This is a genomic window from bacterium (assembly GCA_026708055.1).
Classification (GTDB): domain Bacteria; phylum Actinomycetota; class Acidimicrobiia; order Acidimicrobiales; family CATQHL01; genus VXNF01.
The window spans coordinates 91,187-107,156 of the sequence record JAPOVS010000026.1 but is presented as its reverse complement, the minus strand read 5'-3'; the positions used below and the strand labels follow the sequence as shown (position 1 = coordinate 107,156).

At 70.3% G+C, this 15,970-nt stretch carries 13 protein-coding genes and 1 pseudogene; 4 read left to right on the top strand and 10 right to left on the bottom strand.

Annotated elements, in window-relative coordinates; all coding sequences use genetic code 11:
* Nucleotides 1-28 precede the first annotated feature (28 nt).
* Together OXG55_05065 and ispF are read right to left on the bottom strand one after the other, a co-directional pair.
* Entirely contained in the window at nt 29-961 is a 933-nt protein-coding gene (locus OXG55_05065) for a hypothetical protein (protein MCY4102627.1), read from the bottom strand.
* A gap of 747 nt (nt 962-1,708) precedes the next feature.
* The gene (gene ispF / locus OXG55_05060) at nt 1,709-2,974 is read right to left on the bottom strand and encodes a 2-C-methyl-D-erythritol 2,4-cyclodiphosphate synthase (GenBank protein MCY4102626.1); all 1,266 of its coding nucleotides are present in this window, start codon (nt 2,972-2,974) and stop codon (nt 1,709-1,711) included.
* Nucleotides 2,975-2,984: 10 nt separating this feature from the next.
* On the opposite strand from ispF, the gene OXG55_05055 reads away from it, so the two are divergent.
* Complete coding sequence (locus tag OXG55_05055) at nt 2,985-3,656, top strand: Crp/Fnr family transcriptional regulator (GenBank protein MCY4102625.1); 672 nt, start codon at nt 2,985-2,987, stop codon at nt 3,654-3,656.
* A 120-nt stretch (nt 3,657-3,776) separates the two neighbouring features.
* On the opposite strand, the gene OXG55_05050 is transcribed toward OXG55_05055, so the two are convergent.
* The 3 genes from OXG55_05050 to OXG55_05040 all read right to left on the bottom strand — a co-directional run bounded on the left by OXG55_05050 (nt 3,777) and on the right by OXG55_05040 (nt 5,193).
* On the bottom strand, nt 3,777-4,091 hold the full coding sequence (locus OXG55_05050) for a type II toxin-antitoxin system PemK/MazF family toxin (GenBank protein MCY4102624.1): 315 nt from the start codon (nt 4,089-4,091) through the stop codon (nt 3,777-3,779).
* Nucleotides 4,078-4,299: a hypothetical protein gene (locus OXG55_05045; protein ID MCY4102623.1), complete on the bottom strand. Its 222-nt coding sequence runs from the start codon at nt 4,297-4,299 to the stop codon at nt 4,078-4,080. Before OXG55_05045 ends, OXG55_05050 begins: the two co-directional genes overlap by 14 nt.
* A gap of 153 nt (nt 4,300-4,452) precedes the next feature.
* Nucleotides 4,453-5,193 (bottom strand): phospholipase D-like domain-containing protein, encoded by a 741-nt coding sequence (locus OXG55_05040; protein ID MCY4102622.1) that lies wholly within the window; start codon nt 5,191-5,193, stop codon nt 4,453-4,455.
* Between the two features lie 211 nt (nt 5,194-5,404).
* Here OXG55_05040 and OXG55_05035 point away from each other — a divergent pair, with 211 nt between their 5' ends.
* Complete coding sequence (locus OXG55_05035) at nt 5,405-6,154, top strand: Uma2 family endonuclease (GenBank protein ID MCY4102621.1); 750 nt, start codon at nt 5,405-5,407, stop codon at nt 6,152-6,154.
* Nucleotides 6,155-6,440: 286 nt separating this feature from the next.
* On the opposite strand, the gene OXG55_05030 is transcribed toward OXG55_05035, so the two are convergent.
* Complete coding sequence (locus OXG55_05030; GenBank protein MCY4102620.1) at nt 6,441-6,809, bottom strand: hypothetical protein; 369 nt, start codon at nt 6,807-6,809, stop codon at nt 6,441-6,443.
* Between OXG55_05030 and OXG55_05025 the strand changes: the two genes are divergently transcribed.
* Nucleotides 6,808-7,128, top strand: coding sequence for a hypothetical protein (locus OXG55_05025; GenBank protein ID MCY4102619.1), 321 nt, complete (start codon nt 6,808-6,810; stop codon nt 7,126-7,128). The two genes, OXG55_05030 and OXG55_05025, sit on opposite strands and share 2 nt — an antisense overlap.
* 244 nt (nt 7,129-7,372) lie before the next feature.
* On the opposite strand, the gene OXG55_05020 is transcribed toward OXG55_05025, so the two are convergent.
* On the bottom strand, nt 7,373-8,626 hold the full coding sequence (locus OXG55_05020; protein ID MCY4102618.1) for an ATP-binding protein: 1,254 nt from the start codon (nt 8,624-8,626) through the stop codon (nt 7,373-7,375).
* A gap of 590 nt (nt 8,627-9,216) precedes the next feature.
* A pseudogene (locus OXG55_05015) lies at nt 9,217-9,396 on the bottom strand (SNF2-related protein).
* A gap of 1,025 nt (nt 9,397-10,421) precedes the next feature.
* On the opposite strand from OXG55_05015, the gene OXG55_05010 reads away from it, so the two are divergent.
* Nucleotides 10,422-11,078: an NUDIX hydrolase gene (locus OXG55_05010; protein MCY4102617.1), complete on the top strand. Its 657-nt coding sequence runs from the start codon at nt 10,422-10,424 to the stop codon at nt 11,076-11,078.
* 78 nt (nt 11,079-11,156) lie between these two features.
* Here the strand turns inward: OXG55_05010 and OXG55_05005 are convergent, their stop codons facing one another.
* Both OXG55_05005 and OXG55_05000 read right to left on the bottom strand, forming a co-directional pair.
* On the bottom strand, nt 11,157-13,400 hold the full coding sequence (locus tag OXG55_05005) for a hypothetical protein (GenBank protein MCY4102616.1): 2,244 nt from the start codon (nt 13,398-13,400) through the stop codon (nt 11,157-11,159).
* 2 nt (nt 13,401-13,402) lie between these two features.
* Nucleotides 13,403-15,943 (bottom strand): ATP-dependent Clp protease ATP-binding subunit, encoded by a 2,541-nt coding sequence (locus tag OXG55_05000; GenBank protein MCY4102615.1) that lies wholly within the window; start codon nt 15,941-15,943, stop codon nt 13,403-13,405.
* Nucleotides 15,944-15,970: the final 27 nt, after the last annotated feature.

Genomic DNA, 15,970 nt, shown 5'->3' with positions numbered 1-15,970 from the left:
GCCCGATCGGACCGGTGGGACGCGGCGCTCAGGCAGCGCTGCGGCGCCGGAGCACCTCGAAGAGCGCCACCGCGGCGGCCGCGGACACGTTGAGAGCATCGAGTCTCCCCGTGACCGGAATACGCGCGGTCACGTCACAGCGCCTGCGGACCAGGCGCGACAGTCCGCGCCCCTCGGCACCCAGCACCAGCGCCAGCGGCGCGTCGGCGATGTCGAGTTCCCAGACGGTTTGGGTGGCGGCGACTTCGAGACCCACTGTCCAGACGCCCAGCTCGGCGAGCGTTGCCAGCGCCGTGGGAATGCCGCTGACGGGAGCGAACCGAAGGTGCTCGATCGCGCCGGCAGCCCGTTTGGCGACCGTCGGGGTGATCCGGGCGGCTCGGTGGCGCGGGAGCACAACGCCCGAGACGCCGGCGCACTCGGCGGTGCGGAGAATCGCTCCGAGGTTTCCCGGATCGTTGACGCCGTCCACCACCAGCAACAGGGTCGGTCCCGCCGCCGGGGGAGCCGCCCCGTCGTGATCGGCGTCCCCGGCGGCGGGATCGGGGTCGGCGTCCCCGGCGGCGGCTTCGTCCGGTGCCGGCGTGCGGTGTTCGGCGTGCTCGGCGCCCGCCGACAGGTACAGGCGGTTGGCGTCCCCGCCCGTGTGCGGGTCTCCCACGAGCTCCTCGACGGCGAACTCTCGCAGCGGGGCGGCGAACGCCACCACTCCCTGCGGCGACTCGGTGGCGGCCATCTGGTCGAAGCGCCCCCGGGGCAGCTCACGGATGTCCACGCCGGCCTCGTCGGCGAGATCGATGATGTCGTCAAGGATCGAGGACTCATCCTGATCGGCGGCAAGGACCACTTGTCGAACGGGTCGGGTGCCCGCCAAGAGGAGTTCCTTGACGGCGTGCCGTCCTTCGACGCGGTCGCCGCCGAGGCCGCGGGTCTCGCCGCGGTCCTGGTCTCGCCGGCGCACCGGTGTGCTCCCCCTCTGTCCGGGACCCCTGCCGGGCGGCCCGCCACGACCCCTCGGCCCGCCGGATCCGCCGCCGCGCCCCCGGGGCCCGCCGCGCCCCCGGGGCCCGCCGCTGTATCCGCCGTCGCGTCCCCCGGATCCGCCGCCGCTCCCTCTGCCGTAGTCGTCGCGGTCGCCGCCGCCGCGTCCTCCGCCGCGTCCTCGTGCTCCACTGCCGGGTCCGCGGGGTCCGCCGCGCCCTCTGCCGTAGTCGTCGCGGTCGCCGCCGTCGCGTCCGCCGCGTCCTCGCCCTCCGCCGCCGCGTCCGCCGGGCCCGCCGCCGCGTCCTCGTGCTCCACTGCCGGGTCCGCGGGGTCCGCCGCGCCCTCTGCCGTAGTCGTCGCGGTCGCCGCCGCCGCGTCCGCCGCGTCCGTTAGGCCCGCCGCCGCGTCCCTTGCTGGGTCCGCCGGATCCGCCGCCGCGTCCCCCGGGTCCGCCGCCGCGTCCCCCGGGTCCGCCGCCGCGTCCCCCGGGTCCGCCGCGCCCGCCGCCTCCCGAGCGGGGTCCGCCCGCCGGGCCTTGGCCCCCCGGGCGTGAGGGCGCGTCGTCGTCCATCTGCGCAACCCTACGAGCCAGTCGCCGCTTTCGGTGGGTTGCAGCCGCCGGCATCGGCGCCACCAGTGTCGCGGCCGGCGAGGGTGCGGCCGACAAGGGTGCAGGCTGTGAGGGCCGCGTAGCCGTCAGGTCGGGGCTACGAGGTCGGAGCTGTCAGAACAGCACGGCGACTGCCCAGCAGGCGATGCCCTCGCCGCGACCCAGCGCGCCGAGCGACTCGGCGCGTTTGCCCCGGACGGTCACCGGCGCACCCGCGGCTTCGCTGAGCCGGGCCTGCATCTCGGCCCGGCGCGGGGCCAGCTTGGGGCGCTCGGCCACGACGCTGCAGTCGATGTTGCCGATCCGTCTCCCGGTCCCTCGTACCTGGGCGGCCGCCTCGGCCAGCAGGGCAAGACTGTCGGCGCCGTGCCAGCGCTCGTCGTCGTCGGGGAAGAGGGTGCCGATGTCGCCCAGACCGGCGACGCCCAGGATGGCATCGCAGCAGGCGTGGGCGACGGCGTCGGCGTCGCTGTGGCCGTCCAGGCCCCGCTCGCCCTCGAAGCGCACGCCGCCGAGCACAAGTGGCCGTTGCGGGTCGTCACTGAACCGGTGCACGTCGAATCCGATGCCGACCAGCGGTACCCCGGCGGGTCGACCCGGCGACCGGGCCGCCAGGAGTGCCTCGGCCACGTGCAGGTCCCCGGGCGTGGTGATCTTGAGATTGTCGGGCTCGCCATCGACGAGACGGACCTTCCCACCGGCTGCCTCGACGAGCGTGGCGTCGTCGGTGGCTTCGCCGCCGGCGGCATGGGCACGACGCAGCACGTCGGCCCGGAAGGCCTGCGGGGTCTGCACGGCCCGCAGCCGCGAGCGGTCCAGCGGGCCGTTGCCGGTGTGGCGGATGGTGTCGGTGACGGGGACGGCCGGCACCGCCCCGTCGGCGCCCGAGACGACCGCGGACGTGACCGCCGTGAAGAGTGCGCCGCCGGCCAGCGGTCGGGCCGCGTCGTGGACCACGATGACCTCCGCGCCTTCCGGCACCTCGGCGATGCCGGCACGCACCGACTCCGACCGGGTGGCGCCGCCCGCGGTCACGACGACCCGGGGAGGTTCGCCCGATGCCGAGCCGCGGACTTCGTCATTCCGGCGGAGGCCGGAATCCACAGTGCGGCCGGCGCCGCCCTCGGGGTCCGCGAGCGCGCCGTCCGACCGCGATTCCGCCAGTGCACCCGGACCGCCACGTAGGAGTTGAACGTGTTCGGGCGCGGCCACGACGACGACGCCGTGGCTCGCCGCGGCGGCGGCCTCGAAGGCCCAGTCGATCACCCTGCGCCGGGCGAGGGGCTGCAGCTGCTTGGGTGCTCCGAAGCGCCGGCCCTCCCCGGCGGCAACGAGCACGGTCCAGACGACGGTGCTGTCGCGAACCACGACCTCAGTCACGCTCATTAGCATGGCGCTCGTCATGGTTGACGCCAAGTTGCTCTCGCAGACGGAGATCTTCGAGGGCCTCGACGAGGGGCTGCTGGCCTCCATTGCGGACTACTCGGTGTGCCGCACGCTGGAGCGTGGGGACACCCTTTTTGCGACGGCCGACCGCCCCGACGCGATGTACGTCGTGCTCTCGGGACGGATCGCCATCGTCACCACGGCACCAGACGGCCGGGACTCGGTGATCTCGCTGATGGAGGAGGGCGACCTGTTCGGCGAGATGGGCCTGTTCGACGGCCGCGGCCGCTCGGCCAGCGCCCGCGCCCTCGAGGCCAGCGAAGTGCTGGCGGTGCCGTACGGCCCGGTGGGTCGCCTGTACCACGACAACCCCGACCATCTGTGGCGGGTCGTGTCCATGCTTGTGCGACGCCTGCGGGCCGCCGGCACGGCCCTGACCGATGCGGTGTTCCTGGACGTGGTGGGTCGCACCGCAAAGCGGTTGCTGAACTTCGCGGGTGACGAGGACAACTTCACCCTGCCGGTCACGCAGGAGGAGTTGGCGGCTATGGTCGGGGCGTCGCGGGAGCGGGTCAACAAGGCCATATCGCAGTTCGTGCGTCTCGGCTGGCTGGGCCGCTCGGGGAACCACTACATCATTCTCGACCGAGCACAGTTGAACCTGCGCAGCCGCTAGATCTGCCCGGCGGTGCGAGCAGGCGCCCCGTCGGCCACCGGCGCGGAGACTCCCGACCGGATAGAAGTATGCGCTCGGGGAAGTAGAACTCTGATGTCGGCGGCGGTGAGCGGATTCGGCTCAGAGCCCGAGCAGATCGGCGATGAGTTCTCGAATCTGACCCAGCGCGACGGGCCCGACGTTCGCGCCGGCCGTCTCGACGATGCGGTCGACGCTGACGGTCGTCGGCAGATGGGCCGCGGCGACGCCGAACTCACCGATGTCGACCTCGCTCAACCATCCACGCCGCGTCGTGGTGCAGGGTACGACCAGGACTGCGTGCTGCCGGAATTCGAGCACGTCGTCGGAGGTGACGACGATCGCCGGTCGGACGAACCCCGGCTCGCCCCGCGTCGGCGTCCCGAAATCGCAGCGGACGACGTCACCCGCTCGCATCGGCCACGTCGCCTGCTGACGCATCCAGCACGGCCTGCTCGTCGGCCTCGAGTGGGGCGCTCGCGATCTGAGCCCCGATGATGCGTCGACGTTCCCGCCGGATCAGCTTCTCCAGCTGCGCGTCGAACGTGAGCCCCTCACGATCGGCAAGCTGCCGCAAGGCATCCCGCGTCCGGACCGAGACCTTGATGGTAGTCGAATCAGGCATATCTGACAGTATACCCGAGGGAAAATCGACGCCGAGATTCTCCGAACCCTGATCGCGGGTCGGGCACCGCAAGCCCGTCGCCGGCCCACGACCCACCGACGCCTCGATGGAACGCCGTGGCGGGCCGTCATTCACTGGGGGTCTGTGCTGGCGTCAGAGCCGGAGTGGCTGGTTGTCGGTGGAGTCCGCGCTGCCGCGGCGGCTGTGCATGGTGTCGTCGCGGTGGCGGTGGCCGGTGTTCGGGGGGCGGTGGCGGGCGGCGTGGCGGAGGGTGCGTTTGCCGTCGGCGGCTGTGTCGATGTCGTCGCCGTACAGTTGCCGGAGCATCCGCAGGTAGATGATCTGCGGCGGATGCGGCTCGAAACGACCCTCGAACAGAGCAGCCAAGTCGTATTCGACGGCCTCGGCCCACAGCTCCTCGAACCACTCCTGCACCTGCCCGACGACGTGTGGCGAATAGTTGCCGAGGTTGAGTTCCAGGTTGGTGGCCAGCCCGGCGTGGGTGAAGTTCGACGACCCGGCCACCACGCCATGCGACCGATCAGCCACCACGAATGCCTTGCCATGCAGGAAACGCCCCTCCAACCGCCGCACCTGCACCTTGCCCGAGTGCAGCCAGCCCACGAGACGCTTCACAGCCGTGTCGATCTCCGCCGAGAACCCGAGCAGATTCCGGTCGGTTGTCAGGTTGCGTTCATGCCCCTCCAGCGCCCGCCGCAAACGGGCGGCCGCTGCCCGCTCCGGCCGCGCCGACTCGTCGCCCAACGTCCGCGGCCGGTTCTCCGGCGGCGTCGGTTCCGCCCCCAGCAACAGCCGAGCCCCGGTCAGGTGATCCAGCGAGTCGGCCAGCAGCGAGTACCCGCCGACGTTGAAATAGGCGCTCGCGATGTCCAAGCGAGCCCCACCCACAAACGCCGTAGCTGCATGCGTGATGTACCCGCTCAGCGCCTCCGCCACCGTCCGCCCGGCCCGGTTGGTGGCCAACTCCGGCTTCGGCTCTGCGACCTTACTCAGATTAGTTATCATATGTAATTTCGTGATAGTTGGAGTTGTGCCGCTGGTTTGGGGTCGCTAGAGTGGCCGGCGTGATCGGGGGTGTGCTCCGGTGAGTTCGGTGAGCGTCGTCCCGCCCGGAGCGGCGGTCGAGTACCCGGAGGGGCCGCGAGTGCCGGAGGGGGACCTGCAGACGCGCAGGCGCATGGAGTTGGTGTCGGCGTTGCGCGACTGGTTGGCGGGTCGTCCCGGCGGGGAGTCGGCGTGGGTGTGCACCGACATCAACATCTACTTCGAGGAGGGAGATCCGAGGGTCGTCGTGGCACCGGACGTGGCGGTGGCGTTCGGGGTGGACGTCGAAGCGGTGGAGAACCGCAGCACCTACAAGGTCTGGGAGGCTGGAGCGGTGCCGGTGTTCGCTCTGGAGATCGCCTCCCATACCACCTTCAAGCGTGATCTCCGGGCCAAGCCTGCGGCGTTGGGCGTGGAGGAGTACTGGCGGCTGGATCCCACCGGCGGGGATTATTTCCGGCCGCCGTTGCAGGGCGACGCTCGCAGGTCGGGCCGGTGGCGGTCGATCGAGGTCAGCGAGGAGGGCGACGGCGGGCTGCGGGGCCGTTCGGAGGCGCTCGGGCTGGACCTCTGCTGGCAGCCGCCGAAGCTGCGCCTGTTCGACGTCGCGACCGGGCGCTGGCTGCGCGACTACGACGATCAGAACCTCGCTCGCGTAGAAGCCGAAGGCCGCGCTCTCGACGCCGAGGGCCGCGCTCTCGACGCCGAGGCCCGTGCCGAGCAAGCCGAATCCGCCCGGCGCGCCCTCGAGGCGGAACTGGACGCCATGCGGAGGCTGCGCCCGCAGTAAGCGCCCGGAAGGTCGTCGGCGGATTCGTGGAAGGTCTCGTAGACGACGGCCAGGTCGCCATCGTCGAGGCCGTGCAGATGCGCCACGCAGGCGTCCAACTCGCAGATGAGGTCCTGCTTGGTGGCCTCGTCGCGCACCGACCCCACCGGCACTCCTACCTCTGCCGCCCACTCGGCGTACCGTTCGTCGCCCGCCGCCAGCCGGCCCGCGATCTCCACCACCCTGTCTCGTATCGCGTGCCCTTCGCCGGGGTCCGGGATGGTGAGCTGATTGAGTTGTTCGAAGGTCATGTGCAACTCGACGGTCCGTCTGGCCTGCCAGTCCAGCGGCATGGAGCAAAGCACTCCCAGCACGTACGCCTCGTCTGACCGCGAGACACCGGCGAGGTCCCGTCGAAGCGTCGCGCCGGGGCGTCGAACGGCTCGTCCTCGTCGCAGAACACGGCGATGGCCCGGTTGCGCCCGTCGACGGTGAGCAGCGACGTGTTGGTGGACAGCACCTGAACGCCGAACCCGAGCCGCTCCACGAGGGGCCGCCCTCGAAGCCCCAGCAGCGGCCTGGCCCGACGGACCGCTGCCTCCCAGGCAGGCAGCTCGGGCACGCCGGCCCGCAGTTCCTGTGTCGCCAGCAGTCCCACGTTGCGCAGCCCCGGCATGTCGGAGTCGAGTTCCGGTAGGGCGGCCAGCACCAACCGGGTGGCGGCATGCCGGTTCGGCTCGTTCCACGCGCTTCACTTCCCCGCCGGCGGGCGGCGCTTCCGGCCGACGCTGGAGGAGTTTCTGCTGTTCCTGGATCGGGAGAACCTCTTCAACGATTGGAAGGACGGCTGGAAACCGAAGTTGATCCGGTCGCTTGAGGCGTGGGAGCGCCTGCAAGCCCGAGCGACGGTGCGGCAGTTTCCCGAGGAAGCCGTCGGCGCGCTCGAAGCGCTCGGCTACAGCGTGACGGAGCCGACCGGGGGCGACTCTGGCTGAACTCGGCGCTCAATGCGCGGCGTCCGGCTCTTCGGTTTCGTCGCTGATCCCAAATGCAGGTACAACAAAGTACGGCCAGCCGTGATTTGCGCCGAAGAAAGGTTTGCTGTTCTGCTGGCGCATCCGTTCGTGCTAGTAGAGCGAGGGCAGAGGTCCCCCGATCTGAATCATCGCTGAACGAATGGCCACTGATTTTCGCGAGCTCCAAGACGAAACTCGATCGACTTCGTCGATGGCTCGCTGTTCAGTCGGCGGACCAAAGTACGTTGATGGGGGCCAGCCAGAGGCGGTCGCCGATGCGGTGGCAGTACGGGCCGGTGTGCAGCAGCACGCCGATGCGGAAGGTGCCCGGAGCTGACCGGTCGAGGCGGTCCCGCAGCGTTCGCAGCGGCTTCAGGTGGCTGTCGCCAGGACTTCCCGTGGCCTTGACCTCGATGGCGGCGACGGCCCCGTCGGCGCGTTCGGCCACAATGTCCACCTCGTGGCCGTCGTAGTGGCGCAAATGGTGAAGGCGAACGTCAACGGTCTCGATCGCCTGCCGCGCCAGTTCATTGAGCACGAAGGTCTCCAGCAGCGGTCCGCTGACAGTCGACGTCGGCGACGCCAGCGCATCGGCGTCGATTCCCAGCAGCGCGGCGGCCATGCCGGTGTCGGCGAAATACAGCTTGGGTCGCCTGGTGATGCGGGCGGCGTGCTTGCGGGACCATGCAGGCACGGTGCGGATCATGAACACGGTGCGGAGCCACGCCAGATAGCGGTTGAAGGTGGACCGGTCGACGCCGAGTTGTTGGCACACCGCTTGGACGTTGAGCTCGCCGGCCGAGTTCGCCGCCAGCCAGCGGACCAGTTCGATGAGCGCTTCGCCTCGCCGGATGTCGCCGAGTTCGGTGATGTCGCGCTGCACGACGGTCTCGAGGTAGCTGCGATGCCATAGGGGGCGCTCGGACGGCGCTTGAGCGACGGCTTCGGGGAAGCCGCCGCGGCACACGCGGCCCATGTAGCCAGCACGATCAGCGGCCTGCGGGGGCGGCTCGACCGAGCAGGCATCGAGCCACTCGTCGAGATCGAGCTGTCGGCGTCCCGCAAGCTCGGCCTCCGAGAACGGGTGCAGCCGCAGTATCCGCGCCCGGCCCGCGAGCGACTCGCTGATCGTCGGCACCGACAGGAAATCCGTGGAACCGGTCAGCAGGAACCCGCCCCGCGCCTCGGACTCGTCCACGATGCGCTTCACGGCCCGCACAACCCGGTCGCCGCCAAGCTGCACTTCGTCGATCACCGCAGGCTTCCTCAGCGCGGACAGGTACGCCATCGGGTCGTCGAGCGCGGCCCGCCGCGAGGCGTCGTCGTCGAGCGTCACGTACGAGCCACCCCGCTGACGCGCGATCCGGCGCGCCAACGTCGTCTTGCCTGACTGCCGCGCGCCGTGCAGCACGACCACTCGAGCGGCGTCGAGCGAGCGGTCCAGCGCTGCCTCGAGGTGGCGTCGAACGTAGGGCACCGGCGAGACCCTACAGGCAAACCGCAGTTTTTACGCCCCGCTAACCATAGTTTTTACGTCCTCCTTGCCACATATCTGTCCGACACCCCGCCCCGCCCCGCCGCGGGTGCCTCCGGCTGAACTCGGCGGTCAGTTAGGTGTGACAACCTGAGAGGTGGTCCCTGGGTTGAGGGGATCGAGGGGTCCCCGTTGGGGTGAGCCCTCCGGGCGATGCTGTGGGTCTGTAACAGTCCACGGCTCCCAAGGAGGGCTCATGGCACAGATCACACAGCACCGCAACGCCAAGCTGACGCTGGCGGCGCGGCGGGCGATGGCCAGGTTGATGCTCGAGGAGGACTGGAGCGTCGCGGCGGCCGCCGAGCGGTTCCAGGTGGACGCCAAGACGGCGCGCAAGTGGCGGGACCGCTACCTCGCTGAAGGCGCCGACGGTCTGGCGGATCGCTCCAGCCGGCCCCACACCAGCCCGGCGCGCACACCCCCGGGGGTGCGCGCCAGGGTGATCGAGCTGCGCGCCCAGCGCCGCCGGGGCGCCGCCAGCGGGCCGGCACATCACCCCTCTCGAGCCGCTCCTGTAACTCTTTCAGTCGGGCGGCGTCCAACTCTTCGGTCTCATAGCCGAACCGCTGGCGCATCTCGTCGCGCCACTTGCTCACCAGCGAGGACGGACACACCACGAGCACCCGGTCGGCCGCGCCGCGGGCGTCCAGTTCGGTCCAGACGAGGCCAGCCTCGATGGTCTTGCCGAGGCCCACCTCGTCGGCGATGAGCATCGCCGAGCGTTCGGCGAACGGGCGGGTGCCTCGACCCGCCGTCCGCCCGGTTCCGGCGGTGCCCGTTTCCGCCCGCCGCACCGTCAGGCTGTGCCCCGCGGTCTGCAGCAGTCTCATCACAGGGATGAACTGGTAGGCGCGGAACATGGTGCGGGTGGCACCGAAGGAGTAGACGGTGTCGGTGAGGTTCTCGCGCAGCTTGGCCCGCGTGAGCGTGGCTGCCACCTGCCGGAGGTCGCCCGGCGGCTTCTGCACCCAGCCCTCGGAGCCTTCGTCGAGTTCCGCGTGGGCGATGCCGCCCTCCCACACCCACTGCTGGACACCGTCGAGGCGGATTCGGTAACGCCACTCGGCGCCGACGTAGCCGCGACCCCTGACCGTCGTCTCGCGGCCGCCGGGGACGGTCACAACGTCGTTGTGCAGTGCGAATCGGGGCTTGGGGATCAGGTCGGCGGTGCCCCAGTAGTGCTGGAACCAGGCGAAGGTGCCGCCGCGGAACGAGTCATCAACCGGGTCGAACTGGCCGCTCTCGGGACCGCAGGGGGCGGCACCGTCGGTGACGAGCATCACGGCGCCGCCCTCGGGGCTCTCGAACCTGTAATTCCCTCGCGGCAGGACCGCGGCGGCCTCGGGGCTGGCGTGGCGGCAGTCGGGTACCGTCTCGAAGCCTTCAGGCAGACCGTCGCCGTTGTCGAGCGGTCTGCCCACCAGCAGGAATCGAGCGGCTCCGGCGCGGCCCAGGAACGCCGAGGCGTCCGCCAGCACCGGGTGGTACTCGAATCCGTGTTCGCTTGAATTCACGACAGCATTCTGTCGCCGCGAGGGTTGAGCCGCGCGCGCGGCACCGTGAGCACGGCCGGGCCGGCTCGAGGCCGCGGCTGCGGAAGACACTCAGCGGGCGTGTGCGATTCCGCGTGATGTCCGGGCGACCTGAGGGGGCCGGCGGTACTGTCGAGTCGTACAGCGGAACGAGGCTTCGCCGATCGCACGCACCCGGAGCGGACCTGGCGCGGGAGGGTTTCGAAATGGACTTCAAGGTCATCACCGAGGAAGAAGTCGTTGCGAGAGTCACTGAGACCGCGCGGCGGGCAGGGCTGACCTTGGAGGAGTTCGTGGCCGAAGGACGGGCCGGCACCTTGATCGATGGCGACTGCCGGGACGATTGGCTGATCTACGGCGATCTCATCAGTCCTGAGGCGCTGCGCAGAGGACGTCGCCGCGATTTCGCCGTGACCGTCGACATCGTGTTGCTGACTGTGGTGAAGCGGTCGCTCGAGGTGCTGCTGGTCCGGCGGGGGAAGCCGCCCTACGAGGGGGCGTGGGCCCTGCCGGGAGGGTTCGTCGAACCTGATGAGGATCTGCCCGAGGCGGCTGCCCGCGAGTTGCTCGAGGAGACGGGCATCGGCGTGGCGGCCGACAGCTTGCAGCAGGTCGGCGCCTACGGGCATCCGGACCGAGACCCGCGGATGCGGGTGGTGACCGTGGCCTACCGGGCGGTCGTGGCGCAACTCGCTCAGACGCCCCAAGGTGGCGACGATGCCGCCCACGCCGGGTTGGTGCCGATGGCGGAGGTGCGGAGCGGCCGGGTGACGCTGGCGTTCGATCACCGGCAAATCGTGGAGGACGCCGTGTCGAGGCTGTGGTCCGACCCCGACTGCAGCCAGCCGCCCGCCGGGGACTGACCCGATCCGGCCAGGTGAGCGCCGGGCTGTGGATCCCGGCCTTCGCCGGGATGACTGGAGAGGGCGGCCGCGGCGCGGTCAGGTCCGGCGCAGGAGGTCCGTGAAGTCGCCGACGGCGGGGTGAGTGCTCCCGGCGGGGGAGGCTCCCGTCGGCGGTGCGCCGAACAGGCCGGTCGAGGCGCCCAGCGAGCGCGCCGCATCGAGCGTGCGGACATCGTTGTCGATGACCAGGCAGCTGGCGAAGGGGATCTCCGCAACCCTGCGAAGCATCTCGAACACTCCCGGGTCCGGCTTGCGGATGCCGATGTCGCTGCTCACGACCCACGGCGACAGCGCCTCGAAACCCGTCCACGCCCGCAGCCGCCACGACCAGTCGGACACGTCGTTGGTGACACAGGCCACCCCGATGCGCCGCCGCAGGAGCGAGCGGACGAACTCGGCCGCGCCGGCACTCACAGACATGCGGCCGGTGTACGGGCCATGGGTCCAGGTCGGCTCGCCGATCAGACCACAGGACTCCCACAACTCGTCAGGGGTGAGGCGACCGAGAGTGGCCAGACGGTACGACTCACGGATCTCCGCGGGAGAGGCGGTGGCACCTGCCTGCTGTAGATACGGAACCAGCAACTCGCCGGCGGGGTCGGCCGGCTGGAACAGCACGCCCCAGCCCCCGATCACCACAAGCCTGAGCGTGCGGGACGGCGGGGCGGGGGTCGCCGCCTCTGTGGCTTCCAGCGCGACCGCCACGTCCGGTTCGCCGTCCTCGTGGGGTTCGTTGTCGGTGCCCGGTTCGTCCTCGGCGTCCGGTTCGCTCTCGGTTTCGGTCTGGTCCGCCGCGTCCGGTTCGTCGCTCTCGGCCTCGTCAGGCTGTTCGGCCTCGTCGGGCTCTGCCGGCTCGTCGGCCTCCTCGGGTTCGTCGGCCTCCTCGGGTTCGTCGCTCTCGACCTCGGCTGGCTCGTCGGCTTCGGCGGGCTCCTCCGGCTCGTCGCTTTCGGGTTCGGTCGTTTCCGCTGGCTGGTCGAACGCCAGCGGCCGCTCTGCGGACACCCAACCGGCGATCGGCTCGGACCCCTCGGACGGTTCGTCCGGCACCGAGATCGTCGCCTCGAACTCCTCCGGGTCGGCGGTCATGGCACCGGTCTCCGCCCGGACGCCGGGGCTCTCCTCGCGCGATGCGGTCCAGTCACCCGCGGCGGTCCAGTCACCCGCGGCGGTCCCGTCAGTGGTCAGATCCTCGATGTCGCCCGCCAGGTCCTCGAACTCCGCATCGGCCAATTCGTCCCAGTCGATATCGTCACCGACGGTCTCGGTCGCGTCACTCTCGGCCGGTCCCCATTGGATCTCCGCCTCGAGCGGGCCTCCGGCGCTCGAGACTGCGCCGACTCCCGTCCCGGCCGCGTCGCCGGGCGGGGCACCGACGGCCCCGGCAACTACGGCTGGAATCTGCTCGCTGTCGGCCTTGGCCATGAGGGCGCTCGCCCGGCGCTTGCGGTAGCGCCTGATGTACCACCATCCCAGCACGTTCAGGAGCAGTGCCAGCACGAACAGCGCCGCCGCCGCTAGCCCCACGAGCCGCAGCGTCTTGGCAGTCGTGTTCTCCTGGTGGGCGGTCATGCGCACCGCGGTCGCCGTCTCCGCCGATGAGTCCGCGGTGAGAGCGGTCCAGGTGAAGTCGCCGCCGCCACTGCGCAGGTCGCCCGGCAGATCGATGTTCAGGCTGATGGTCAGCCCGTACAGCGGCACGTCGTCGCCGAAGTCACCGGTGGCCCCGCGAATCCGTTCCCGCAATCCCTCGTTGAACGCCAGAGTGTCGAACAGCTCCGGCAGCGCCGCGTAGGGATCCACCTGGCCGGCCACCTCCCAGGTCTGCTCGGCGAACTCGGTCCGGCGACGCAGCTGGAAGCCCTCGAAGACGTCCGGTCCGGCGATCTCGGCCAGCACCGACGGGAGTTCCTCGGCGCTCCCGAAGCGCTTCGTGGCCCGAACCCACAGCAGGTTGTCGGCCTCCCGGGCCGGTCCGGCGACGTCCCAGCCGGCGAGCGCCAGATCCTGCAGGTCCAGCTGGGAAGCGAGATCGCCGAGCGCGTCGGAAGCGGCTCGGTCGAGGCTCACCCCCACCGCCACGGTGCCCGAGCCGTTCTCGGCCACGTCGACGTCCACTCCCACGCCCACCTCGCAGGCGGACGCCGCCAGCAGGGCCCCCGCCAGGGTGACCCCGAGCAGCAGCCGCCGTGCGCCGCGGTCTCCCCCGCGGGCACCGCGGGCTGGCGGGCGAGCGTGCAGGCCGCCGGCGTCGCCGGCCGGCCCGTGCCGGCGTCGCACGGTCAGTGGGCGACCATCTCCTCGACGGCGGGCGGGGGTTCGAAGCCTTCGACGGCCTTGAAGACGATGCGTCGCTTCGGTGAGCCGTCGGGGTTCGTGGCATCCCCGGTGTCCTCTTCGGGAGGCTCGTCGGTGGCGTCCACGATGACGATCTGCCCGGCCCGGAACTCACGGTGCAGCAGCTGTTCCGAGAGTGGATCCTCCACGAGCCGCTGGATGGCCCGGCGCAGCGGTCGCGCGCCGAGCGTGGGGTCGTAGCCCTCCTCGGCGAGCAGCACCTTGGCCTCCGGGGTGATCTCGAGGCCCATGCCCTGGCCTGCCAACTGGTCGGCTACTCGCCGCACCATGAGGTCCACGATCCGGGTGACCTCCTCGGGGCTCAGCTCGTGGAACACGATGACCTCGTCCACGCGGTTCAGGAACTCGGGCCGGAAGTGCTTCTTCAGGGCGTCGGTGACCTTCTCCTTCATGGCCTCGTAGGACACCGTCTTGTCGGCGCGGGCGAAACCCAGCGTGGCCTTGCGCAGGTCCTGCGTGCCCAGGTTCGAGGTCATGATCAGAACGGTGTTCTTGAAGTCCACCGAGCGCCCCTGGCTGTCGGTGAGTCGCCCCTCCTCCAGGATCTGCAGGAGTGAGTTGAACACGTCCGGGTGGGCCTTCTCGATCTCGTCGAACAGCACCACCGAGAAGGGCTTGCGGCGCACCGCCTCGGTGAGTTGCCCGCCCTCGTCGTAGCCCACGTAGCCGGGGGGAGCCCCTATCAGCCTGCTGACGGCGTGCTTCTCCATGTACTCCGACATGTCGAGGCTGATGAGCGCGTTGTCGTCGCCGAAGAGGAACTCGGCGAGGGTCTTGGCCAACTCGGTCTTGCCCACGCCCGACGGCCCCAGGAAGATGAACGAGCCGGAGGGCCGCTTGGGATCCTTCAGCCCGGCACGCGTGCGGCGGATCGCCTGGCTGACCGATCCGATGGCGTTGTTCTGGCCGACGACCCGCTTGTGCAGTTCCTCCTCCATGCGGAGCAGCTTGACGGTCTCCTCCTCGGTGAGCTTGTAGACCGGGATGCCGGTCCACACCGACAGCACTTCGGCGATGCCCTCCTCGTCGACCTCGTCGAACAGGTCCACGCCGGAGCTGCGCGTCTCGGCCTCGGCCGTCTCGCGCTGGGTCAGCAGTTCCTTCTCCCGGTCGCGCAGGCGGCTGGCCTCCTCGAAGTCCTGCTCCTCGACGGCTTGCTGCTTGCGGGTCGCCACGACACCGATCTCGGCGTCGATCTCCAGCAGGTTCGTGGGGATGTCCATGCGCTTGAGGTGCAGGCGCGAGCCGGCCTCGTCGATCAGGTCGATGGCTTTGTCCGGCAGGTGCCGGTCCGAGATGTACCGGTCGGCCAGGTTCGCCGCGGCCACCAGGGCCTGATCGGTGATCGTGACCCGGTGGTGGGCCTCGTAGCGATCGCGCAGCCCCTTGAGGATCTCGATGGTGTCGCCGACACTGGGTTCGGCGACCTTGATGGGCTGGAAGCGGCGCTCGAGGGCCGAGTCCTTCTCGAGGTGCTTGCGGTACTCGTCGAGGGTGGTGGCCCCGATGGTCTGCAACTCGCCGCGCGCCAGCATGGGCTTGAGGATCGAGGCCGCGTCGATGGCGCCCTCGGCCGCCCCCGCACCCACCAGGGTGTGCAGTTCGTCGATGAACAGGATGATGTCGCCGCGGCCCTTGATCTCCTTGAGGACCTTCTTGAGGCGCTCCTCGAAGTCGCCGCGGTAGCGGCTCCCCGCCACGAGGGCGCCGAGGTCCAGCGTGTAGAGCTGCTTGTTCTCGATGGTGCCGGGCACGTTGTCGGCCGCGATGCGCTGGGCGAGGCCCTCCACGATGGCGGTCTTGCCGACACCCGGCTCGCCGACCAGCACCGGGTTGTTCTTGGTGCGCCGCGACAGCACCTGCATCACCCGTTCGGTCTCGCGCATGCGCCCGACCACCGGGTCGAGCTTGTTGTCCTTCGCCAACTGGGTGAGGTTGCGGCCGAACTGGTCCAGCACGTGGGAGGTTCCCGAGGATTTGCCGCGCCCGCCGCCCGCGGGGGTCTTCTCGCCGCGCCCGCCGCTGCTGCCGTAACCCGACAGCAACTGGATCACGTGCTGGCGGACCTTGGCCAGGTCGGCACCCAGCTTGGAGAGCACCTGGGCGGCAACCCCTTCGCCCTCGCGGATCAGCCCCAGCAGGATGTGTTCGGTGCCGATGTAGTTGTGGCCCAACTGCAGGGCCTCGCGGAGCGACAGTTCCAGGACCTTCTTGGCGCGGGGCGTGAACGGGATGTGGCCGCTGGGCAGCGTGCCGCCCTTGCCGATGATCTCTTCGACCTGTTCACGGACCCGCTCGAGGGAGATGCCGAGGGACTCCAGCGCCCGCGCCGCCACGCCCTCACCCTCGTGGATCAGGCCCAGCAGGATGTGTTCGGTGCCGATGTAGTTGTGGTTCAGCAGCCGCGCTTCCTCCTGGGCCAGCACGACCACCCGGCGAGCACGATCTGTGAATCTCTCGAACATCGGCTCCTCCAACTGTCAAAACGTCCG